This window comes from Pseudomonas cannabina (assembly GCF_900100365.1).
Classification (GTDB): domain Bacteria; phylum Pseudomonadota; class Gammaproteobacteria; order Pseudomonadales; family Pseudomonadaceae; genus Aquipseudomonas; species Aquipseudomonas cannabina.
The window spans coordinates 1455141-1478042 of the sequence record NZ_FNKU01000001.1 but is presented as its reverse complement, the minus strand read 5'-3'; the positions used below and the strand labels follow the sequence as shown (position 1 = coordinate 1478042).

Here is a 22902-nt window from a genome sequence, read left to right as displayed (position 1 = left end):
GTACAGTAGCCTGAAAACGTCTACGTACACAGGAAGCCACCGTGACCCTCACCATCAGCGCAGATTTCGACAGCGGCAACATCCAGGTTCTGGACGCCAGCGACCCTGACCGGATCCGCCTGGCCATTCGGCCGGATACGCGAAGCGCGCACTTTCAGTGGTTCCATTTCAAGGTCGAGGGCCTGAACGTCGGCGCCTCCCATGCGTTCCGCCTGACCAACGCCAGCGAATCCACCTTCAACAACGCCTGGACTGGCTACCATGCAGCCGCATCCTACGATCATCAGAACTGGTTTCGTGTGCCGTCCAGCTTTGACGGCAAGGCGCTGAATTTCAGCCTGTCCCCTGAACAGCCTCAAATCTGGTTTACCTACTTCGAGCCGTACAGTCGTGCGCGCCATGACTGGCTGATCGGGCAGGCACAGGAAAAAGCCGGGATGCAGTTGCTGGCCACCGGCAAAAGCGTCGAAGGCCGGGATATTCAGTTGCTGCGCAAAGGCGACGGCGCCGAGGGAAAACGCAAGATCTGGATCATCGCTCAGCAACATCCCGGCGAGCACATGGCCGAATGGTTCGTGGAAGGCGTGATCGAACGCCTCCAGCAGGATGACGCCGGGTTGCAGACGTTGCTGGCCAGTGCCGATCTGTATCTGGTGCCGAACATGAACCCGGACGGCGCGTTCCACGGCCACTTGCGCACCAATGCCAACGGCAAGGACCTCAACCGCGCCTGGCAGGACAGCACGCCCGAAATGACACCGGAAGTATTCTTCGTCAAGCAGCAGATGGAAACGTACGGCGTGGACATGTTCCTCGACGCGCACGGCGATGAAGAAATCCCTTACGTATTCACCGCCGCCTGCGAAGGCAATCCGGGCTATACCCCTCAGCAACAGCAACTCGAAGAGCGCTTTCGTCGCCGTCTGGGCGAAGTCACCGCCGACTTCCAGAATGTTTATGGCTACCCGCGCAGCGCCAAAGGCCAGGCCAACCTCAATCTGGCCGCCAACGCCGTGGGCGAGCGCTATAAATGCCTGTCGCTAACCCTGGAAATGCCGTTCAAGGATCACAACAACGCGCCAGACCCGGTCACTGGCTGGTCAGGCAAGCGCTCCGGGCAACTGGCCAAGGATGTGCTGAACGTGCTGGGGGAAATGGTCAACGATTTGCGTTGAAGGCTGCTCATACCGACATCCGGTCGAGAACGGCGCGCTCGACCGAATGCTGGCCATCTGGCATATTTCCCTGCTTCTGGCTACTCTACTCATCGATCGCTGATGCATCATGTGATGCCGATATCAGGACGAACTGTCCGCTTGCAAGGAAGTCATGGTCGATCTATTGCTAGCGCTTCTTGAAGGCTTGTCCTTGATGGATTCAAGAAACCCATCAACGTGGGCGGGTCGCCATCCCCAACTGTTTCGATGGATATGCATCGTAGTTGCAGTCCCCATTATCGCAGTGCTGTTTATCCTCTTGATCACGTGGGTCATCAATCTGGGGCCGACAGCGCAGAAGATTGTCATAGCAATTATCGCTATGCAGCTGACAGGCTTGCTGGTGCTGCTACTGCGTAAACGCGACCCGGCGGACTCCTGACGCAGCATGCCCTTGCGCGCGCAACCCACTCATTAAAATCGACTTTATCGATTCCCGGCCACATCACTGCCAGCGTGCCGTAAGACCAACCCCGCCAACGCCAACAGTGCGAGAACAATCACCACCGCGCCATAGACGTTGCTGGTGGTTACCAGGCCGGCACTGTGCGCGCAGTAACCAGCGATCAGCGCCGGTATGCAGAACGCCAAGTAACTGAGCACCAGAAAAGCCGACATCAAACCGCCGCGTTCATGGGCATGCGCCGTTGGCATGAGCATGCGCAGTGCGCCGAGAAAGCTTGATCCGAAACCGATGCCTGCCACCACCGCACCGACGAAGAACAGCCACAGCACGCCGAGATTGACCGCCCATAGAATCACCGCCACCCCGAGTGACAGAAAGCTCGCACCGATCCACAAGCCGAGCACCGGGGCACGCTGTCGCAAGGTCAGGATGGCCAGCGCACCGCTTAGGGTCAGTGCCGCGACGGCCAGCCCGCCATTGAGCGGCGAAGTCGAGCCGGTCGCCGCCACCAGCAGCGACGGGCTCAAGGACAGAAAGAAGCCGCCCAGCGCCCAGGCGGCGATGTCCACCGGCAGCACCAGCCAGAGCATGCGCCGTGACTGCGGCGGAACGTGCAACGACGGCTTGAGGGACTGCCATACGCCAGGCTGAGGACTGACGGTTTCGGTGACCCGAGCGAGATAAACCGCTTGAATCACAAACGCGGCCAGCAGAAGACAGTAGGCAAGCATCAACGGCAACGGCGCGAATTGCACCAGCATTGCGGTCCCCAGCGCGCCGACCGCCATGCCGAGCATCGGCGAGATGCTGTTGATCACCGGTCCCTTGATCTGATCGCTGTCCAGCAATGCCGCGCCCAACGCACTGGCCGCCAGACCGGTGGCAAACCCCTGCAACAACCGCGCGGCAATCAGCCAGGCAATATCGTGAGCAAATATGAACAGCTGCATCGACACGATCTGCATCAGCAACGCGCCGAAAATCACCGGGCGGCGCCCCAGGTAATCCGACAGCTAGCCTCCGGTCAGCAATGCGGCCAGCAGGCTGAACGCGTACACGGCAAAGACCAGCGTGAGCATGCCGGCGGAGAAGCCCTAGGCCTCCTGGTACAGATGATAGAGCGGTGTCGGCGTACTGGATGCGGCAAAGAAGCACAGCGTCGTGAAGGCGAAAAAACCGAGGTGGCTTTGTGCTCGGCCTTCGAGCTCGGGGTTCTGCACAGAAACGGACATGGGTACACTCCCCCGCAACAACATTATCATTTAAAGCTAATAATTAGCTTTTGTGGAGTGTGCGGCCGCGCACCGCTTAAAGCAAATACTTTGTGTTAAGGTCTGCCGCATGGCTATCAAAGAAGCAGTACGCACCGGAGGCCGCAGTGCCCGGGTGCAGGAATCCATTCACCGCGCCGTGCGCGATCTGTTGCTCGAACATGAACGTTCGCAGCTCAGTGTGCCGATGATTGCCGCCCAGGCTGGCGTTACGCCGTCGACGATCTACCGGCGCTGGGGTGACCTGACCACGTTGCTGGCCGACGCGGCCCTTGAACGGCTGCGTCCCGATGCGCCGATCGATCACGGCAGCCTGCGCCAGGACCTGCTGAGCTGGAGCGAAATGTACCTGGACGAAATGTCCTCGGCACCCGGCCGGGCGCTGATGCGCGATGTGGCCGCCAGCACTGCCGGTTGTGTCGGAAAATGCGCGGCGATGGTACGAGAACAGTTGCAGACCATCATCGACCGCGCCGCTGATCGTGGCGAAGTCGCGCCGCCTGCCGACGACATGATTGACGCCATCGTGGCGCCGATGATCTACCGGATTCTCTACGCCGAATGCCCGCCGACACTCGACCGCGTGCAGCAATGGGTGGACCGCTGCCTGGCCTGAATGTGCTCCGCGACAGCCAGCCGGCGAAACTCCCGTATGATGCGCGCCTTGTCCGATCAATAACCGAACCGACTCATGCATACCCTCTCAGACTTACGCGCCGGCAAGCTGGCAGGCATCAAACGGCTGGACCTTTCCTGTGGACTGAGCGAGTTTCCGCCGGAGATATTCGATCTGGCCGACACGCTGGAGGTGCTCAACCTCAGTGGCAACGCGTTGCGCGCGCTGCCTGACGACCTTCATCGGCTCAAGCGCCTGAGCGTGCTGTTCGGCTCCGACAACCTGTTCACTCATTTGCCGGAAAGCCTCGGCCGTTGCCAGAACCTGCGCATCGTCGGGTTCAAGGCCAACCGTATCGAGCAGGTCAGCGCAGCGTCGCTCCCGCCCCGTCTGCGCTGGCTGATCCTGACTGATAACTGCATTGAGTCGCTGCCTGATGAACTGGGCCGCCGTGCCGATCTGCAAAAGCTGATGCTCGCCGGCAACCGGTTGAGCGCCCTGCCCTCGACCCTGAGCGAGTGCCACAAGCTGGAGCTGATCCGCATTGCCGCCAACCGCCTCACCGAGCTGCCTGACTGGCTGCTGCGCCTGCCCGCACTGGCGTGGCTCGCTTACGCTGACAATCCGCTCTGCCCGGCGCTCGCCACACCACCGATTCGCCAGATTCCATGGCCGCAGTTGAGCCTGCGTCAGCGTCTGGGCGAAGGTGCGTCCGGCATCATCCAGCAGGCGATCTGGCGCAACGAAACCGGAGAGCAGGCGGTCGCCGTCAAACTGTACAAAGGCAGCGTCACCAGCGACGGCTCGCCGCTCAATGAAATGGCTGCCTGCATCAGCGCAGGCAGCCATCGGCATCTGATTGAAGTGCTGGGGCAGATCACCGGGCATCCAGCTCAGCAAAACGGCCTGGTCATGGAGCTGATTGCGCCCGACTTCAGCAATCTGGCCGGCCCACCCAGCCTTGAGTCGTGCAGTCGCGACGTTTACCCCGGCGATACACGTCTTTCGCTACCGATGCTGCTGCGTCTCGCCACAGGTATCGCCTCGGCCACTGCGCACTTGCATGCCAGCGGCATCACCCATGGCGATCTGTACGGGCACAATATTCTCTGGCAGAACGACGGCAATTGCCTGCTGGGGGATTTTGGCGCGGCATCGTTCCACCCTTCACCGACAGCAGGCGCTGCACTTGAACGCATCGAGACGCGGGCTTTCGGGATTCTGCTGGGGGAGTTGCTGGAACGATGTGCGGCAGAGCCTCAGCACTGCGCCATCATCGATGGTCTGCAGGCCCTTCAAGCGCGCTGTATTCAGCCCGAAAGCCAGCGCCGACCGGCGCTTGAAGAGGTTCTGCGGGAGCTGCAAGCGTGGCGCGCGTAAAGCGCTCCACCGGAGCGGTTCAGCCAGCCAGACCGACGTAAACGTTCTGCACGTCGTCGTGGTTGTCGATGGCTTCGAGAAACGCTTCGACCTCGGCCATTTGCTCTTCGGACAAGCCGTCCACGGTGCTTTTCGGGCGATAACCCAGTTGTGCGGATTGCACCGTGAAACCGAAATCAGGGAGCGCCTTGCACACCGCGTCCATGTCAGTGGACTCGGTCAGAAACAGAGTTGCGCCCTCTTCACCTGGCTCAAAATCCTGAGCACCGGCTTCGATAGCCGCCAGCTCAGGATCGGCGTCCGGTGAAGCAGGAACCGCTTCGATCATGCCCTGATACAGAAAATCCCAGGACACCGAGCCCGCGGCACCCAATTGGCCCTTGCGGAACAGCACGCGAATCTCGGAAACAGTGCGGTTGATGTTATCGGTCAGGCACTCGACGATCACCGGCACGCGATGCGGGGCAAAGCCTTCGTAGGTGAGGCGCTCGAAGTTGACGCTTTCGCCCAGCAGGCCGGCGCCCTTTTTTATGGCGCGCTCCAGGGTCTCGCGGGGCATGGACGCCTTCTTCGCTTGTTCCACGACCAGTCGCAGGCGCGAGTTCATGTCCGGGTCGGCACCTGCGCGGGCCACGATCATGATCTCCTTGGACAGCTTGCCAAAGGTGCGTCCCTTGGCATTGGCTGCCGCTTCTTTATGCTTGACCTTCCACTGTGCGCCCATGTCTGCTCTCTTGGTCCGATAGGCGCCTCGCCGCCAGCGCCTGCAAACAGGCAGGACGCGGCAATGGCAAGGCGCTGAAAAATTGGTCGCCGGGCAATATCCCCGTCCGGCGCCGCGCATTTTATACGCGATGGCGACAGATGAAACCCCCGCTTGGCACATTGCCTGCCGAAGTCATCCAGAGAGTGACTGATTCGCCGCAGTGCAATGCACCCATGTGCGCCGTAGCGTGTAGTCCTTTTCCGAAAAAACCTGCGGCAATGCTTTTCCTGAGCGGCATTTCGTAACCTTCGCCCCCTGAATTTCAAGGTGAGAGCCATCGGATGTGCGAAGACCAGCAAACGCCAGTCACCCTGACCATCGCCGATTATCAGAGCGACCTGCGAGTCATCAGTTTTAGCGGCCTGGACGCCCTCAACGAGGTGTATCGCTTCGACATCCATCTGATTGGCATCGATCCGGACCTGGATCTGCACAACCTGCTCGAACGCGGTGCATTTCTGGGTTTCGGGCAGGTCGGCCAGGGCATTCACGGGCGAATATGCCAGGCCAGCCGGGTCTACGCCGGTCAGCACGTGAGCCTCTACCATCTGGTGCTGGTGCCCACCCTGGAAAAGCTCGCCCATCGACAGCAGCGCCGGGTCTATCAAGACCTCACCGCTCCCCAATTGGTCGTTCAGTTACTCGAAGCGCACGGCATAGAAGCTGATGCCCAACGCTTCGAGCACATGACCGGCCTTTACCCCCGGCGGGCGTTATGTATTCAGCACGACGAAAACGATCTGCACCTGCTGCAACGCGTGTGCGAGGAAGAAGGCATTCACTTTCGCTTCGAACATGATGCCGAACGCCATGTTCTGGTGTTTTCCGATGATGCGGTGGGTTTTCCGGTGCAAGCCGTACCCGCCCGTTTCAAGCATTTGAAACCCGCTGGCCCATGTCCACCGACGCTGCTGCACATGGCTGAAACGCTTTCGATGCATAACGGCCGGCGCCGGACTGTGGAAAGCGTTGACGAGGATGGGTCATGCCCGTTTGCACCCAACGATGCACAGCCCGGGTCGCTGGCAGGCAATCAACCCTTCGAACCCGTCGGCAGCGCCGCCGGGCGGCGCGATCATCAAAGGGCCCTGCGCCTGCAACGCGGTGCCCGCACGCTGCAGCGTATGCGCTGCGAACGGCGCGATATCAGGGGACGAAGCAACCATGCGGCACTGCGCAGCGGACAGGTCCTCCAGGTGCTCGATCATCCCGAGCGGTGCCTCAACGACCAGTGGCTGCTGACCGAGGTCGCCCACAGGGCTCGCCAGTTGCAAGTGCTCAGAGGGCTGAATCCGCACGACACACTGGCCATCCTGCGTGTGCTGGCCGATCAACAATGCGGGCGCCCCGAGACGGAGCAGATACCCGGCAATGGTTATCGCAATCGCTTCAGCGTCGTCCCCTGGGCGATGCCGTTTCGTCCGTCGCTCAAACGTCGACGCCCGGCAATGATGGGGACTCATCCCGCGACCTTGATGCCGTCGTCGGATGCCGATGCGCAACACAGCGGTCATCGCCCGGTGAGTTTCGACTGGCAACGGACTTCGCCTTGTGGCGACTCATGTCCGCGCTGGCCATTGGCGAAAATTGCTTGCAACAGCGTGTATGCAATGGCTCCCGGCGCACGCGTGTTAATCCGCTATCTCGATAATGACGTGGACCGTCCGGTGATCTGCGCAGCGCTGTTGCAGCCCGCAAACGTTAGCAAAACCTGCATCACCCTCGATGGCGCAATTATCGAAACGATCGCAGGCGTGCAGCTTGAAAACGGTCAGCGGCTGCATATTGCGACCGGCGAGGCCGTGACGCTGAATGCCGAGCGGGCTGAACTGCGCATTGATGCGCAAAGCATCACGATCATGGGTACAGCAAGCCTGGCGACGTTTGCAGCGCCCCTCAACAATCCTTGAAGTCTGGCTTGCGCTTGTCGATAAAGGCCGCCATGCCTTCTTTCTGGTCGTGACTGGCAAACGTGGCATGAAACACGCGACGTTCGAACCGGATACCTTCGGCCAGGCTGACTTCGAAAGCGCGGTTGACGCTCTCCTTGACCAGCATCGCGACAGGCAGGGACTTTTCGGCAATCACGGCCGCGACTGCCAGTGCCTCAGGCAACAACTGTTCCAGCGGCAGAACACGGGCCACCAGACCGGCGCGCTCAGCTTCATGCGCGTCGATCAGGCGCCCGGTCAGGCACATTTCCATGGCCTTGGCCTTGCCGACTGCGCGGGTCAGGCGCTGCGTCCCGCCCATTCCCGGCAACACGCCCAGGTTGATTTCCGGCTGGCCAAACCGGGCGTTTTCGGCAGCCAGGATGAAGTCGCACATCAATGCCAGTTCGCAACCGCCGCCCAGCGCAAACCCGGCCACAGCAGCCACCATCGGCTTGCGCCTGGCCGCCACCCGATCACTCTCGCGAAACAGGTCGTCGAGGTAGATCTGCGGGTAGGTCAGGTCAACCATTTCCTTGATATCCGCGCCCGCTGCGAACGCCTTCTCCGAGCCAGTGAGGACGATACAGCCGATGGCGCTGTCGGCTTCGAACGCATCGAGTGCGTGGTTCAGCTCGTCGATCAGGCGAGCGTTCAAGGCATTCAGCGCCTTGGGGCGATTGAGCGTGATCACGCCGACGTTCTTTACTGTCTCGATGAGAATCGTTTCATAACCCATTGATAAATAATCCTTTAATAGCAAAGCATGACCTTGAGGCAGTTTCTGTAGAATCCGCCTTTCAAACAGCTTTTAACTCATTGAAATAATTTGATTAATAGATCAATTCAACGGCCATCGCGGTCGCTTCACCACCGCCAATACAGATGGCGGCTATACCGCGTTTTAGCTGCCTGTTACGCAGCGCCGCGAGCAGGGTCACGATGATGCGCGCGCCCGATGCGCCAATCGGATGGCCCAGCGCGCAGGCCCCGCCGTTGAGGTTGACCTTCTCGTGAGGAATGCCCAGTGTGCTCATTGCCACCAGTGCAACGACCGCAAAGGCTTCGTTGATTTCGAACAGGTCGACGTCGCTCAGGCTCCAGCCGGTCTTGCTCAGCAGACGCTGAATTGCGCCGATTGGCGCGGTGGGAAACAGGCCCGGCGCATCGGCGAAAGCGGCATGCGCATGGATCACTGCCAGCGGTTGCAGACCCCGCTGCTGCGCGTGCGACTGACGCATCAGCAACAGCGCTGCGGCACCGTCCGAGATCGAACTGGCGTTGGCCGCGGTGACCGTTCCGCCCTCGCGAAACGCCGGTTTGAGCGTCGGAATCTTGTCCAGCCGCGCCTTGGGGGGTTGCTCGTCCTGAGTGATCAGCCTGGACTCCTTGCCTGCGGTGACCTGCACCGGAACGATCTCGGCGTCGAACAGCCCGTTGGTGATGGCCTGCTGAGCGCGCGTCAATGAGGTTACGGCAAAAGCATCCTGCGCCTCTCGCGTGAAGCCGTGGAGCTGCGCGCAATCCTCGGCGTAAGTACCCATTAGCCGACCCGGTTCGTAAGCGTCCTCCAGACCGTCGAGAAACATGTGATCGAGCAGTTTGCCGTGGCCCATGCGATAACCGCCTCGGGCGCGATCCAGCAGGTACGGCGCGTTGGACATGCTTTCCATGCCACCGGCCACAACAATCTCCGCGCTGCCCGCCAGCAACAGGTCATGCGCCATGATGGTGGTCTGCATGCCGGACCCACACATCTTGTTGACCGTGCTGCACACCGTCGCAGTGCTTAATCCTGCACCCAGCGCGGCCTGTCTGGCCGGGGCCTGGCCGAGCCCGGCTGGCAGCACGCAACCCAACAGCACTTCCTCGACATCGGCAGGATTCAGACCGGCGCGCTCGACCGTGGCGCGAATCGCCGCCGAGCCCAGCCGTACAGCGCTGAGGCTTTGCAAATCACCCTGAAACCCGCCCATGGGCGTGCGTGCAGCGCTGACAATGACCACCGGATCGTGATGCGGGTTCGTCCTTGCGATGGACATGGCTATCTCCAGTCTTGTTTTTATGGGTTCGCTGAAATAATCAACTGGTCGCGTCAACCACGCAACGGGTAACCCAGACAGATTAGCGGGTAACGGCGGTTTGCGCCCGAGCGGACGAATCTCTGACCGCGGAAGCGGTCTGACGCTAACCGAACCTTGACGCTGGAGCCCGCCAATGTCGCAATACCCGATCCGTGCCCTGCTCTCGGGCCTGCTCGTTCTGACCCTGAGCGCGTGCGCACTGATGCCCCAGCGGGACCCGCTCAACATCAACGTCGTGGGAATCGAGCCTATTCCCGGACAGGGACTGGAATTACGCATGGCCGTCACATTACGTGTGCAAAATCCCAACGATACCGAGATCAACTACACCGGCGTAGCGCTGGATCTGGACGTGAACGGCAGGCTGCTGGCCTCAGGTGTCAGTAATCAGAATGGCACGGTAGGACGTTTCTCCGAGGCCGTGCTGGTGGTGCCGGTCAGCGTGTCGGCTTTTGCGGCCTTGCGTCAGGCACTGGGTTTGACGCAAAGCCAGCGCCTCGACAACCTGCCGTACACCTTGCGTGGCAAGCTGGCTGGCGGCCTGTTCGGCACTCTGCGCTTCAGCGACAGCGGCAAGCTGGACCTGCGTCAGACAGAGGGCGATCCGTGGTGATGCCTGATCGCTGCTTGCCGCAGATATTCGGCCCGCATTGCCGGGCAGAGTGTCGGGATTGACACCAGGCAAACCCGCGCGAAAAACCCTGGCATGTTTGCTGCTTGGCAAAAGAGACGTGTGTACCCGAATTCTCACGTTCAAGGAAGATATGCCCATGATGTTGCGCAAGCTGTCAGCACAACTCCGCACCCTCGCCACTCCTGCCCTTCTCGCCCTGCTGCTCGGTCTATCGATTGCACCCGCATGGGCCGCTGACAAAAGCGCCAAGCGCGGCATTGCCTATGACATTAGCTCGCCCAACGATTTGAGCGCGTTATCGTCAGGCGTGAGCTGGTGGTACAACTGGAGCCCGAAGCCGCATGACCGTCTGGCGTCCTACGATTACGCCTCGATGTACGGCGTGGATTTCATCCCGATGGTCTGGAATGATAACGTCGATGACGGCCAGTTGAAGCTTTACCTGCAGGCACATCCCGCGATTCGCTACCTGCTGGTCATCAATGAGCCCAATCTGCTGGATCAGGCCAACATGACGCCCGAGGCGGCAGCCCGCTTCTGGCCGCGACTGGAACAGATCGCGGCCCAGACCGGGGTCAAGCTGGTCGGCCCGGCCATGAACTGGGGCACCATGGCCGGTTACGGCGACCCGGTGCTCTGGCTCGATGCCTTCTACGCTGCGTACCGCGCCATGAACCAGAACCGTGATCCGCAGATCGATTATCTGGCATTTCATTGGTACGACTATGGCCTGGCCGGAATGCTCGACAGGCTGGCCCGATACGGCAAACCAGTGTGGGTCACGGAGTTCGCCAACTGGCATGGGCTCGATGACGGCCTGCAGATTGACTCTCTCGCGAAGCAGAAGCAGCAAATGGCTGACATGGTGGCCACCCTCGAGGGCCGCGCGGACGTCTTCAGGTACGCCTGGTTCACCGGGCGCATGACTCAGGACCCGCATTTCTCCAGCCTGTTGAGTGATGAGGGCAGACTGACCGAACTGGGCCAGTACTATCTCTCGCTCCCGTACAGCGAGTAACAGCCGCGCCTCGGAATCACTGGCAGGGTCAGCGCGTAAAGGTGACGTGCTGGTCGGCCAGAGAGGCTGCACCGATCTCGGTCAGGCCGCTGATAATGTGCTGGGGATAGGGAAATGAAAGGTCAGGCTCAAGGACTTGCGCCGAGGTCAGCAGCCCTTCCCTGACCATGGTGTCGACCGTCGTGACGCAAGCAGGGATCGTGGGCGGCACGGAGTGACAGCGGATCAGCTCGGTGTAGATCTGACCGAATGTCAGCTTTCGCGGCCGGTTGGAGCACAGACGCCTTACGACCCTCAAGATCGCAAGATCAATCCGTAGATTTTCGTGACTCACGCATCTGCCTTTAAAATAACCGATCCTGAAAAACGAACAGTAGATCGCGTATTAACGCCTCGACGTCAATCTCAATACTTATTGATTAACAGGGGGACGCAAAACGTTCAGACGCGTTATAGAACGCATCACTTTATTATGGACCTCCCACAGCCCCCGCTAAAACTTACTGGCGCAAAAAGTCTGCCGCCTTACTTAAACGGGCACACGGTGAGTTTCATTCAATACACAATAAAAAAACAGCTCTTACTCAGGATGCAAAGCTTACCAGATCACTAAACCTAACGACAGTTAGGTTTATAAAAAGCAATTAAAAACCATAAATACGTATTTTTTAGCAATTTAAAATGAATAAATATGCAAAAAATAGCAAATAACATCAATAAACTGGAATATTTCCTAATATTTCAGAGACGACAACATCGAAAACTCACGCAAAATCGCTAGATAGCCAAGTGCTATCATTTCTTAAATTCAGCGTTGCGAATATTTTATAAACCGGCGAACTTTTTAACACTGCGCTGGACTTAAGGAGCCGCTGATTTATTCGATTTTTCGTCCCTGCAACGCTCTGGAGGCCTTGATTTATCTGGGGGCAACAGCTGGGTTTTAGAATAAATCAGCGTCTCCTTAATGTTCAGCCAAGCAATCCGGTATTGCGACAGCCGTCTGTTTCCCCCCTTGTAAACCATTAATCGAGATGCGATCGATGACTAGGGAAGGTCTGAAAAAGCCTTTTCTTCAAAAGTCGAAGCCAGTAAATACAGGCGCTCCAGCCCGGTTCCTCTCCAAAAAAATGGGCTTTTTCAGAGGATACCTAGGAGGGTGTAGACAAAATCATGTAGTGAGTCGGCGCGCGAGTATTCGAGCCTCGGCCAACCAAACCCATGCCTCGCTTACCGCAAAAAGGCGATCATGATGCATGATCAGTCGCCGAGCTCTCTCATTCCAGGCATGAGTTCGCTCCACTACCCATCGCTTGGGCATGACCACAAATCCAGTCTGAACAGGCTCCACGGAAAATAGATCGCCTTGTTCAGAGTGCCATTGCCCTGTTCTTCTGTTATTCGGGCCACGGATCACTTGAACATCGATAGCGTGCAGTTGATGGGTGCGCTGTGCCCATTTTCCTGCGTACGCACTATCAACAAAAAGCGTGCTCAGTGACGGATATTTTTCCTTCGAGTACGCCACCGCATCATCCGCCGCGTCACGATCCTGCACGCTTGCAGCACTGATACTGACAGCCAGCAGCAGGCCCAATGTATCGACAATCAGACTTCGTTTACGCCCCTTCACTTTTTTGCCTGCGTCGTAGCCGCTGTCACCGCCTTGAGGAGAACTGCGGGTCGACTGTGAATCCAGGATCGCTGCTGACGGGCTGTCAGCGCGTTCTTCCCGCTCACGCCATTGAGCTCGCAAGCGATCATGCATTTGCTCGAACTTGCCTTGAGCGCTCCACCGGCGGAACGTTTTGTAGACATTGTCCCAATGAGGAAAATCGCGGGGTAGCATTCGCCATGAGCACCCCGTGCGTACGACATAGCAACAGGCTTCCAGCAACGTGCGCCGAGAGTGAAGCGGTGGCACTCCTCGTCCGCCCTGGCTTTCAAACAGGTCGGCGACCAGTGCCCACTCGGTATCTGTCAAGCAACTCGGATATAGCTGCTCCGGCAGTTGGCGGCGGTGGGTTTCATTGTAGCCATAGGCTTTATTAGGTTCAGGTGACTGAAAACTTCCCTTGGCCCGCTGCTTTACACGCGTAATCCCTGCCATTTTCAACGCTTTTGCAAAGGTGTCGGGATGCGCAGTGATACCGGTTTCGGCGAAGAATACGAGCGCCAATTCGGCCTGGCTGGAATAGGGCTGTGCATGAGCGAGTTTCACCAGCACGGGATAGTGCTCGGCGGCAATCGAGCGAGGACGTCCGGTTTTAGGCATGGCTTGAGGGCTATTCAGACAAGGGAGTGAAAGTTTAATTTATTTTGTCTACACCCTCTAGGGAGACGCTGATTTATTCTAAAACCCAGCTGTTGCCCCCAGATAAATCAAGGCCTCCAGAGCGTTGCAGGGACGAAAAATCGAATAAATCAGCGCCTCCCTAGATGCATGCTGTCTGTTTTCAGCGCAGTACTTCTGTGCGCGCAAAGTGTTGCCGTGCTGGCAGCGGACTCAACTTCTACAGCCACTACCACTGATCAACAGATCAGGGTTCAGGTCGAAGCTAAACGCGATCAGTTGTCCGGCGCTGACAAGATCAGCCCGAAGACGAAGAAAAGCTCCTCCACCCTGCTCGATGCACCGGTGGTGACCGATGACGCCCCTGCACAGGTGAAACAACCATGATCCGCCGCCCGCAGCCTGCTGCGCTTACCCAAAGGACCCTTTCCTTGTCCGTCTTCAAGCACACATTGGGGTTGAGCCTGCTGACGTTCAGCGTCATGCAGGCCAATATCGCCCACGCCGCAGCGACCCCGACGACCGGTAACGAGGTCGAGGCGCGCGTCAGCTCGATCCTCGACAACATGAGCCAGTCAGAAAAGATCAACTTCACCCGTGTGAATGACGGTCACATGATCCCTTCACTGCTCAAGTGGGGAATCAAAGGTACCGTGGCGTATGACTCGTCCATGGGCGTTCACGTCAACAACGCCACCTTCGGCGCTCAGTATCCGTCGCAGTCTGCACTGGCGGCGACCTGGAGCATCAACCGGGCGAAAGAGTTCGGCCTGGCCATCGCCTACGAAACGCGGATTTCCGGCGGCCAGCAGATGCTCTCGCCTGGCGCGAACCTGTACCGCACGCCCTACAACGGGCGCTCCGCCGAGTACGTGAGCGGCGAAGATCCGTTCCTCGGTGCCGTACTGGCACCCGCCATCGTCAACGGCATTCAGGCTCAGGGCATTCAGGCCAGCGGCAAGCATTACCTGGCCAACGAACAGGAAGCCAACCGTCAGGCGGTCAATGTCAACGTTGACGAACGCACCCTGCGCGAACTGTACCTGCCGGGCTTCGAGTCGATGGTCAAAAACGCCAACGTGGCGTCGATCATGTGCGGCTTCAACAAAGTCAACGGCGACTATGCGTGCGAAAACCATCACCTGATCACTGAAGTGCTCAAAGGCGAATGGGGCTATCAGGGCATGGTCATCAGTGACTTCAATGCCATCCACGATGCATTTAAAGGTGCATGGGCCGGCACTGACATCGATATGCCGTCCGGCTTGCAGTTTACCGAGGCCAACCTGCTGCCTTACCTGTGGAGCGGCCAGCTCACCCAGAACGTGATAGACGACAAGGTCAAACGCAACCTGCGCGCCATCGTCAGCTATGACTTCCAGGACAACCTGAACACCGCCAAGACCCTTGAGCACCCGGAATACGGCATGCGCGCAGCGCTGAATACCGCGCATGAGTCCATCGTCTTGCTGCGCAACGAAAACACGACTGCCGGCAAACCGCTGCTGCCACTGGCCCGCTCGGCGAAGATCGCAGTGATCGGCGACTGGGCACGTCAGGCTCCGGCATCGCCATTCGGCACCGCCAACTCGCCACCCAATAGCTATGTCACCGAGTTGAGCGGCCTGCAGCAACTGGCGTCCAACAGCACAGATGTCACGTTCATCCCGGAAATGAGCCTGAATCCGGCCAGCTCCACCTGGTATCAACCGTCGACCGGTGACAACGGCATCACTAACTCGGGCGTCAAGGCCGAGTACTTCTCCAACACCAGCCTGTCGGGTGACCCGGTGCTGACCCGTGTCGAACCCGGCGTGAACCTTAACTGGACCACCGGCACTAACATTACCGACGCCGGCACCACCGCGGTCTCCGGCTTTAGCCCGGTGGCAGGCGCGTTCTCGGCGCGGTTTACCTCGACCATCAAGCCAACCGTTTCGGGTGCGCAGGTGTTCAAGGTGCGTGCAGATGGCCCTTACAAACTGTGGGTCAACGATGAGCTGGTGCTGCAAAGCGATGGCGTGCCGTACTCCGGTGACGTCGTCAACGCGATGGTCACTTCCGGGAAGACCGGTGCGCTGACCGCTGGCAAGCAATACACCGTGAAGCTGGAATACAAGCGTGTGCAGGGTAACTTCATCCCGGCGCTGGGCGGTTTGACGGGCGTGCAGATGAGCTGGGCGGCGTTGCGTCCACCCAAGGACCTGTCGAAATACGATGCCGTGGTCGTCGCGGTCGGCACCACGTATGAAAACGAAGGCGAAGGTTCGGACCATGGTTTCGATCTGCCTGACCAACAGGCCGAACTGATCAGCTTCGTCACCCGAGCCAACCCCCACACCGTTGTGGTCATGCACGGTGGCGGCGTCGCCAACATGCAGCCATGGGCCAACAAAGTAGGTGCCACGCTGCAAGCCTGGTTCCCGGGTCAGCAAGGCGGTCAGGCACTGGCCGAGATTCTGTACGGCAAGGTCAACCCATCGGGCAAATTGCCGATCACCATCGACAAGGACATCGAAGATAACCCGAGCTACGCCTCGTATCCGGACCCGGCGGCCTATCGTGGCGACAATGCGTTGACCGAGATGACCTACAGCGAAGGTCTGTACATGGGCTATCGCGGTTATGACAAGAAGCACGCCAAACCGCTGTATCCGTTTGGCTATGGCCTGTCCTACACCACGTTCGGCTACAGCGATCTCAAGCTGTCGACCAATGTGCTGACGCCCGGCTCCACGATTGACGTCAAATTCACCGTGACCAACACCGGCGACAAGGCAGGTTTCGAAGTGGCGCAGCTCTACGTGCAGCCAGTGAAACCGGCTGTAGACCGTCCGGAGAAAGAGCTGAAGGGTTTCACCAAGGTGTATCTGCAGCCTGGTGAGAGCAAGACTGTCAGCATTCCTGTCGACTCACGCTCGCTGGCTTACTACGTTGACAAAACCGATACCTGGGATGTCGATGCCGGAAAGTTCAAGATCCTGGTGGGTGCCGATTCGGAGAATCTGACGCTTGACCGGACGCTGATCACTCTCTACCCCGAAAAACTCACCACGCGCGACAGTAACCCGCTGCCGTTGCCACTGCGCAAAGCCGTACAGGTAAGCGCCACACAAGCTTACTGATCCACCCCCATCAAGGCTCAGGAATGAGCCTTGATGTCCCTTCCCAGACGTTGCACGTAGATATCGAATACGGCCATCACGTCTACCTCTTCCGGGCTTCTCAGCCACTGAATCTGCAACCCGTCCATGACCGAGAAAATTTCCTGGGCCAGGGCTTTCACATTGATATCTGCCCGAATTTCCCCCGCCTCGATCAGGGCGCTCAGGTGGCCGCGTGCATGCTGGTGGGTCAGGTGGAATCGTTCGTTGTGCCATGACCAGGCCGGGTGCGAAGGTGACAGGCTTTCGGTGTTCATCAGCAAGGCCGCCTGGCACTCGGCCGCATCCTCGATGCTGAAGCTCATGCTCATTTTCAGGAATTTCTGAAAGCCCTCGAGCGTCAACTCGGTGGTCAGGTCCTGAAATCTCGACGTGACGCGCTGATCCCTGCGCTCCAGCAACGCATTGAGCAGTGCTTCCTTGCTGGGAAAGTGGTGCAGAAGGCCTACCGTCGTGATGCCTGCCAGTAACGCCACCTCGCGCATCGACGCGCTGGAATAGCCGTCTCTGGCAAAAATGACCGTCGCGGCATCCAGCAAGGCCTGCTTGCGCATGTCTCCCTTAGGTGCCCGGCGGCGCTTGGGTGGGGTTACCTGTTCGATTTCATTCCCTGATTCGTCGACTGCCATAAAAACCTGATAACGCCTTGATTCAATATGCCCCGGCGCACTTGGCCTGAGCCCTGCTGGTGAAAAAACGCTTCGCCGTCAGCGATGCGGTGGTAATCGAAATCAGCGCAATCACCGCGTTACCGGCAAGCATCCCGGGAAACGCCCCGCTGCTGCCAAACCAGTGAGCACCGGCATAGACGAATGGCACTGTACCTGCTGTTGCCCGCAGCCAGGCGAAAACCGGCACCCACCACGACCTGTTCATGGTCATGAACACGGCGATGGCGACAAAGTCCAGACCGATCACCACCCACAACCCGCCGCCGAACTGGCAAAAAGCAAGAAACAGCGCCCGGGCGTCACCCTCAAGCTGATAGAGATCGGCGATCATCCCGCCAGCCAATATCAACATCAGCCACACCACCAGGCCGTAGCCAACCACCAGCCTGCGCGTGAAGACGATCGCCGCGCGAACCCGGTCATCTCGCTGCGCGCCGATATTCTGCCCCAACACCGGCGCCAGAGCACCCGGCAACGCAAAAAAAGCGCAGTAGGAAAATTGCAGCACCCTGTCCAGCACGGTCATGGCCGCCAGGGCCGAGGTGCCGAATGCCGACAACGAGGCCACAAGTTACGCCAGCCCCACCGGGGTCGCGAGGTTGGCGGCCATCGCCGGAAGCGCAATTCTGAAGGTACGCACGGCATGGAGTCGCAACAGTCCGAGGTTGCGCGTCAGCACCAGGCCTACACGCTTTCGCACCCAATACACGCCCAACGACGCAGAAACGCAGGCGGACAGCGCGAATGCGATACCCGCGCCATTCAGGCCCAGGTCCAGGGCGAAGATAAAGAACGGGTCGGCGACTGCCAGGGTCGCTGCGGCTGACAGGACGACTTTCAACGCCCGGCTGTTATCGCCGGAGGTCCTGAGAATTTGCGCGGCCATCTGCATGACGGCTTGAATCGCGGTGAACGGCAGCGTTAGCCAGATGAAGCTGCGCGCCGCTTCGTAGGTGGCCGCTTCGGCTCCGAGCCAGTGGGTGATTGGCCCGGCCAGTGATAGCTGCACTGCCGCAGAAAGGCCGCAGACCGCGAATACCATCATCAGCAGGCTGGCGGTGAGACTGGGGATGGACCCGGCGGCATGGTGGCCGATACGTTCTGACAGTACGGCTGTGGCGGCAATGATCAGGCCGGTGGCCAGGGCGCTGTTGAAGAACATCAGTACTTTGGCAATGCCTATTGCGGCCAACAGCGCTGGATCGTGGAGCATTGAGACGTAGACCAGTGTCAGGATGTCTACGAGGAAGACGGCGAACAGGCTTACGGCGCTGGTGCTGGCAGTCACGGCGATGTGTCGCGCTATGCTGCCTTGGGTAAATGTTGCGCTGGCTTCGGTCATCAAGTTTCTCAAAGCGCCTGGATTGAGCCCGGAATAGGGCTCGAATCGTGATAATGGTCGTTTTTGCGCTCCTTGCTTATTGATAGGTGCAGTTCTGCTTGAGCTGCTTTGACGCTCCGCGTCGTACAGTGGTTCTGCGGTGTCAGGGATATTTGTTTAAGGCTCAAGGCACGTTTTCGTCCCGCCCTAAGGCTATCGTGCCGATGCTCCGCGTCGGTATGCCTTTCGTGACGCTCCACGTCGCACAGTGGTTTTGCGATGTCAGTGATGTTGTTTCTGACTCAGGTCACCTTTGCGCCCTTACGGCGCCCTACTTTGAGGGACCAAAGTAGGCAAAGTCCCGGCTCCGTTTCCGGCCCGACTTCGTCGGGTTCCTTCGCCCTGACGCTGATCCGGGGGCCGCCGCAACGGGCCATCCATGGCCCGAATGCGGCTTGCTCGGCGTCCTGCCTCGCATCCCCGGATCAGTGTCAGGACTCAGCCGTCACTTACGTCGCAATCGGCGTCGTCAGTGCCATCGCGATAAAAAAGCGCTTTGATTACCAACTATCGTGCGACGCTCCGCGTCGACATGCCGTTCTGGACGCTCTGCGTCCGATCTTGAGTGTACGGCGCAGATCTGTGACGCGGAGCATCACACAGCGGTTTTGCGATGTCAGTGATGGTTGTTTCTGACTCAGGTCACCTTTGCGCCCTTACGGCGCCCTACTTTGAGGGACCAAAGTAGGCAAAGTCCCGGCTCCGTTTCCGGCCCGACTTCGTCGGGTTCCTTCGCCCTGACACTGATCCGGGGGCCGCCGCAACGGGCCATCCATGGCCCGAATGCGGCTTGCTCGGCGTCCTGCCTCGCATCCCCCGGATCAGCGCCAGGACTCTTACGTCGCAATCTGCGTTGTCAGTGCCATCGCGATAAAAGAGCGCTTTCGTTTATGTGCAGCGGCCAACTATCGTGCGACGCTCCGCGTCGGCATGCCTTTCGGGACGCTCCGCGTCACACAGCGATTTTGCGTCGCCACTTTCCCCGTTATCGGGTCGCGGCCATCAGGCGGTTCACTTCGCTGCGGACCATGTTGGCGTATTCCGGCGGGCTCATGGTGTCCAGTTCGGATCTCACCCATTCGGACCATTTGCCTTTGCGTTTGGCGCGTTCGCCCATCAGCCGCGCTGCTTCGCCCTTGGCTTTGCCCAGATTGCTCTGCCAAAGGTCGAACAGGCGGGATTTTTCGTCTTCTATAGCGGTACGCTCGGGAAGGGGCCGATTGGCCAGATTGAAACTCATGACAGTCACCTACGGCTAAAAACGGCTGCATCTTACACCGGGAATGGACTCCACTTGCAGAGTCTCACGTCGGGTCGCTCAAGCATTTGCAACTTTTTCGAATGTGCCAGACTCCATTGATTACTGTCGCAATCACTTGAAAGGAAAATCACATGGCTCGTAAGACTTCTGCCCAAAATGCTGCCGATCAGATCAAGGATCAGGCATTCAGCGAATTGCAGGCCCTCATCGAAGAATCCGACAAACTGCTCAAAGACAGCGCGGCCCTGGTGGGTGAAGATGCTGAAAGCATTCGCGCGCAACTGAGCCTCAAACTCAAGCAGGCGCTTGACTCGATGGCCAGCGTACGTGATCGCACCAAGCCAGTGGTCGAGGCGACCGAAACCTACATCGGTGGTCATCCTTGGCAGACCGTGGCTATTTCTGCAGGTTTTGGTCTGGTGGTAGGCTTGCTGCTCGGCCGTCGTTGATCGGCGTCTGGTAACGAGAAATGAAACGGGTCGTCTGTCTATAGACGGCCCGTTTTTGTGTTCGGCAGAGGTTTTTTCGCCGGAATCAGCGCCGGATTCGCCACGGCTGCTTCTTGTACAGCGCCGTTTTAACGGCTGTACTGCACCACCGAAGGCTCCGCAAAACGATGGGACTTGGTGACCTTGGCCTGCAAAGTCACGCGTTGTTCTTCGGCCTGGGCCTGGGTTTCGTAGGGCCCGATCAATGTCTGCTGCTTGCCGTCGATATCGACGATAATCGGCGAATAGCTGCGTTCCAGTAGCCAGGCACTGGTATCGCTCACCGCTTCCCGCGAATTCATCTGGATATACCATTGCGGCTTCGAGACCGGAGCAGTCGCTGCAACGTCTTGAATCTTGTTCCTGGGTGGCGTACCCGAGCTGCCCCCGTCACATCCGGCCAGCGCCAGAACCGCTATCATCATTACCGTCTTGCGCACGTGAGTCTGCTCCTCGTCTGAAGTGGCGCGAGTCTAGCATTCCCGTCAGGTCTATCGAGCCCGTGTGTCGAGGTGTCGCATGGCAAGCGAATTCACGCAAACGCCCGGCCACGCGGGGCTTGGTACGAATGACCCAGGTGATAAGTCGTAAAGATCGTGTAAACAGATATTTCTTTGCAGATTAAACGCAACAAGAGATGTCAAACCTCCTGCGACCATGTTGATCGATGGCTTGCTGCCATCGATGCATTAGAACAGGAGTTCATCATGTGCGACCGAGACCCGCTGCATTGCTTCATCCCGCCTTACATGCTGGAGCGTATGGCGCAATCGCCCAAAACGCTGGTCAGTGCCAGGGCCATCGCCAATCTGACGAGCAGTTCGGCTTTTCTCGCTTCCCGTCTTTCCGCCAGAACCATGCCCTCCCTGCATGCGATCAAGTCGCCTGAAGGCACGCTGCATCGCATGGTGTACGACGCCAAAGGTACTGACGATCTTCCCGGCACGCTGGCGCGCTCGGAGGGCCAGAAAGCTACCGGAGACAAGGCCACAGACGAGGCCTTTGACGGCTCCGGCGATGTCTATGACTTTTACGCAGAGCTTTTCGAGCGCAATTCGCTGGATGACAACGGTATGTCGCTGGTTTCGACGGTGCATGTCGCCGAAGTGGACTTTAATGGCGATCATGTGCCGCTGAGTAACGCATACTGGAACGGCAGCCAGATGGCTTACGGCGACGGTGACGACCTGGTGTTCAAGCGCTTTACCGGCAGTCTTGAAGTGATCGGCCACGAATTGACCCACGGTGTGCAGAGTTTCACGTCGAATCTGGAGTATCGCGGCCAGTCCGGCGCACTCAACGAGCACTTTGCCGATGTGTTCGGCATGCTGGTACGTCAATGGAAGCAAGGCACCAGTGCTGCCGAGTCGGACTGGGTGGTGGGCAAGGAACTGCTGGTGCCTGCTCCAACGCGCCGGGGCATCCGTGACATGGAAAGACCCGCAGCCAGCGACCATGGCCGACCTCTACAAAGGCGCCAAGGATCGGGGCGGCGTCCACATTAACTCCGGCATTCCGAATCGGGCTTTTGTGCTGGTCGCCAAGGGACTCGGCGGAAATGCCTGGGAAGTTGCAGGCAGAATCTGGTATGAAACGATGCTGGCGCTTGAATCGGACAGTCAGTTCGTCGATTGCGCGCGAACCAGCATCAAAATCGCTGCAGACTCGCGCTTTGGCCCCAAGGCCAAAAAAGCCGTACAGGCGGCCTGGAAAGAGGTCGGGGTCAAGGTGTGAGGCTCAGGGTTTAACCACAAAGGTGCTTGAAATGAAGGTCTGTCTCGTGCAATCAGGCGGTTTTGCAGGCGCGGTAAAACGCTGTGATATCGACACCGAAACACTTGATCAACCGGAAGCCGAGCAGTTACGGCGGCTGGTGACTGACAGTGGCCTGGATCGCTCGAGCAGTGCCTTCAATGATGCGGCCCGGGATCTCAACCAATACGAGATCACCATCGAGGACAAGTCCAAGGCCATTTGCCTGACCTTAGACGAGCACAACGTACCGGCGTCCGCCCGCCAGTTGCTGGGCTATCTCAAGCAGCGCGTCAAACCCGGTAAGCCCTGAGGCAGATCTGCATCGACAATGACCTGAACGCGCCAATGCTCTTGGTATTTTCTACCAGCGGCATTGGCTGCGGACTAATTCGCCATCATTGCTTGCCCGCAGAATAATATCCCGGTTATAAATGAACCAGCCGGTACTGAAAGGGTCAATGATTTGTGCTGAAATGTCGCCGCAGGCCGTATTAAAAAAGCCACGTCATGCCATTAACTAGGTATCGTTTCGTGCTTCGAATTATTACCCCTTACCTTTGTATCCA

Annotated in this window: 19 protein-coding genes and 3 pseudogenes; 12 read left to right on the top strand and 10 right to left on the bottom strand. The window is 58.7% G+C overall.

The window, feature by feature from the left end; genetic code table 11:
* Positions 1 to 41: 41 nt before the first annotated feature.
* Positions 42 to 1175, top strand: a complete 1134-nt coding sequence (locus tag BLT55_RS07010) for a M14 family metallopeptidase (protein ID WP_054999126.1) — start codon at positions 42 to 44, stop codon at positions 1173 to 1175.
* Positions 1176 to 1329: 154 nt separating this feature from the next.
* The gene (locus tag BLT55_RS07005) at positions 1330 to 1599 is read left to right on the top strand and encodes a hypothetical protein (protein ID WP_054999125.1); all 270 of its coding nucleotides are present in this window, start codon (positions 1330 to 1332) and stop codon (positions 1597 to 1599) included.
* 44 nt (positions 1600 to 1643) lie between these two features.
* On the opposite strand, the pseudogene BLT55_RS07000 reads toward BLT55_RS07005, so the two are convergent.
* A pseudogene (locus BLT55_RS07000) lies at positions 1644 to 2855 on the bottom strand (MFS transporter).
* A gap of 109 nt (positions 2856 to 2964) precedes the next feature.
* Between BLT55_RS07000 and BLT55_RS06995 the strand changes: the two are divergent.
* Both BLT55_RS06995 and BLT55_RS06990 read left to right on the top strand, forming a co-directional pair.
* Complete coding sequence (locus BLT55_RS06995) at positions 2965 to 3510, top strand: TetR/AcrR family transcriptional regulator (RefSeq protein ID WP_007249321.1); 546 nt, start codon at positions 2965 to 2967, stop codon at positions 3508 to 3510.
* Between the two features lie 75 nt (positions 3511 to 3585).
* Positions 3586 to 4890, top strand: coding sequence for a leucine-rich repeat-containing protein kinase family protein (locus tag BLT55_RS06990; RefSeq protein WP_054999124.1), 1305 nt, complete (start codon positions 3586 to 3588; stop codon positions 4888 to 4890).
* Between the two features lie 19 nt (positions 4891 to 4909).
* Here BLT55_RS06990 and BLT55_RS06985 read toward each other — a convergent pair whose 3' ends face one another.
* Positions 4910 to 5614, bottom strand: a complete 705-nt coding sequence (locus tag BLT55_RS06985; protein ID WP_054999123.1) for a YebC/PmpR family DNA-binding transcriptional regulator — start codon at positions 5612 to 5614, stop codon at positions 4910 to 4912.
* A 323-nt stretch (positions 5615 to 5937) separates the two neighbouring features.
* On the opposite strand from BLT55_RS06985, the gene BLT55_RS06980 reads away from it, so the two are divergent.
* On the top strand, positions 5938 to 7566 hold the full coding sequence (locus tag BLT55_RS06980) for a type VI secretion system Vgr family protein (RefSeq protein WP_082438106.1): 1629 nt from the start codon (positions 5938 to 5940) through the stop codon (positions 7564 to 7566).
* Here the strand turns inward: BLT55_RS06980 and BLT55_RS06975 are convergent.
* A complete protein-coding gene (locus BLT55_RS06975; protein WP_054999122.1) occupies positions 7553 to 8326 on the bottom strand; it encodes an enoyl-CoA hydratase in 774 nt (257 codons plus the stop codon). The two genes, BLT55_RS06980 and BLT55_RS06975, sit on opposite strands and share 14 nt — an antisense overlap.
* Before the next feature lie 94 nt (positions 8327 to 8420).
* A complete protein-coding gene (locus BLT55_RS06970; RefSeq protein ID WP_054999121.1) occupies positions 8421 to 9629 on the bottom strand; it encodes an acetyl-CoA C-acyltransferase in 1209 nt (402 codons plus the stop codon).
* A 175-nt stretch (positions 9630 to 9804) separates the two neighbouring features.
* Here BLT55_RS06970 and BLT55_RS06965 point away from each other — a divergent pair, with 175 nt between their 5' ends.
* Positions 9805 to 10284: an LEA/WHy family protein gene (locus tag BLT55_RS06965; RefSeq protein WP_054999120.1), complete on the top strand. Its 480-nt coding sequence runs from the start codon at positions 9805 to 9807 to the stop codon at positions 10282 to 10284.
* A 157-nt stretch (positions 10285 to 10441) separates the two neighbouring features.
* Positions 10442 to 11323, top strand: a complete 882-nt coding sequence (locus tag BLT55_RS06960) for a glycoside hydrolase family protein (protein ID WP_054999119.1) — start codon at positions 10442 to 10444, stop codon at positions 11321 to 11323.
* 28 nt (positions 11324 to 11351) lie between these two features.
* On the opposite strand, the gene BLT55_RS34495 is transcribed toward BLT55_RS06960, so the two are convergent.
* Both BLT55_RS34495 and BLT55_RS06945 read right to left on the bottom strand, forming a co-directional pair.
* Complete coding sequence (locus BLT55_RS34495) at positions 11352 to 11702, bottom strand: hypothetical protein (protein WP_341845500.1); 351 nt, start codon at positions 11700 to 11702, stop codon at positions 11352 to 11354.
* Positions 11703 to 12494: 792 nt separating this feature from the next.
* Positions 12495 to 13598, bottom strand: a complete 1104-nt coding sequence (locus BLT55_RS06945) for an IS5-like element ISPsy19 family transposase (RefSeq protein ID WP_004663854.1) — start codon at positions 13596 to 13598, stop codon at positions 12495 to 12497.
* 168 nt (positions 13599 to 13766) lie between these two features.
* Between BLT55_RS06945 and BLT55_RS06940 the strand changes: the two genes are divergently transcribed.
* Together BLT55_RS06940 and BLT55_RS06935 are read left to right on the top strand one after the other, a co-directional pair.
* Complete coding sequence (locus tag BLT55_RS06940; protein ID WP_055000857.1) at positions 13767 to 14003, top strand: hypothetical protein; 237 nt, start codon at positions 13767 to 13769, stop codon at positions 14001 to 14003.
* Positions 14000 to 16741, top strand: a complete 2742-nt coding sequence (locus BLT55_RS06935) for a beta-glucosidase (RefSeq protein ID WP_055000856.1) — start codon at positions 14000 to 14002, stop codon at positions 16739 to 16741. The genes BLT55_RS06940 and BLT55_RS06935 overlap by 4 nt, the downstream gene beginning before the upstream one ends.
* A 17-nt stretch (positions 16742 to 16758) precedes the next feature.
* On the opposite strand, the gene BLT55_RS06930 is transcribed toward BLT55_RS06935, so the two are convergent.
* The 3 genes and pseudogenes from BLT55_RS06930 to BLT55_RS06915 all read right to left on the bottom strand — a co-directional run bounded on the left by BLT55_RS06930 (position 16759) and on the right by BLT55_RS06915 (position 20072).
* The gene (locus BLT55_RS06930) at positions 16759 to 17409 is read right to left on the bottom strand and encodes a TetR/AcrR family transcriptional regulator (protein WP_055000855.1); all 651 of its coding nucleotides are present in this window, start codon (positions 17407 to 17409) and stop codon (positions 16759 to 16761) included.
* A 22-nt stretch (positions 17410 to 17431) separates the two neighbouring features.
* Positions 17432 to 18793: pseudogene (locus BLT55_RS06925) on the bottom strand (MATE family efflux transporter).
* Between the two features lie 1024 nt (positions 18794 to 19817).
* On the bottom strand, positions 19818 to 20072 hold the full coding sequence (locus BLT55_RS06915) for a hypothetical protein (protein WP_007249306.1): 255 nt from the start codon (positions 20070 to 20072) through the stop codon (positions 19818 to 19820).
* A gap of 152 nt (positions 20073 to 20224) precedes the next feature.
* On the opposite strand from BLT55_RS06915, the gene BLT55_RS06910 reads away from it, so the two are divergent.
* Entirely contained in the window at positions 20225 to 20542 is a 318-nt protein-coding gene (locus BLT55_RS06910; RefSeq protein WP_007249305.1) for an ElaB/YgaM/YqjD family protein, read from the top strand.
* A gap of 128 nt (positions 20543 to 20670) precedes the next feature.
* Here BLT55_RS06910 and BLT55_RS06905 read toward each other — a convergent pair whose 3' ends face one another.
* The gene (locus tag BLT55_RS06905; RefSeq protein WP_007249304.1) at positions 20671 to 21021 is read right to left on the bottom strand and encodes a hypothetical protein; all 351 of its coding nucleotides are present in this window, start codon (positions 21019 to 21021) and stop codon (positions 20671 to 20673) included.
* Positions 21022 to 21288: 267 nt separating this feature from the next.
* Here BLT55_RS06905 and BLT55_RS06900 point away from each other — a divergent pair.
* Both BLT55_RS06900 and BLT55_RS06895 read left to right on the top strand, forming a co-directional pair.
* A pseudogene (locus BLT55_RS06900) lies at positions 21289 to 22315 on the top strand (M4 family metallopeptidase).
* A gap of 31 nt (positions 22316 to 22346) precedes the next feature.
* The gene (locus BLT55_RS06895; RefSeq protein WP_055000112.1) at positions 22347 to 22646 is read left to right on the top strand and encodes a protealysin inhibitor emfourin; all 300 of its coding nucleotides are present in this window, start codon (positions 22347 to 22349) and stop codon (positions 22644 to 22646) included.
* Positions 22647 to 22902: the final 256 nt, after the last annotated feature.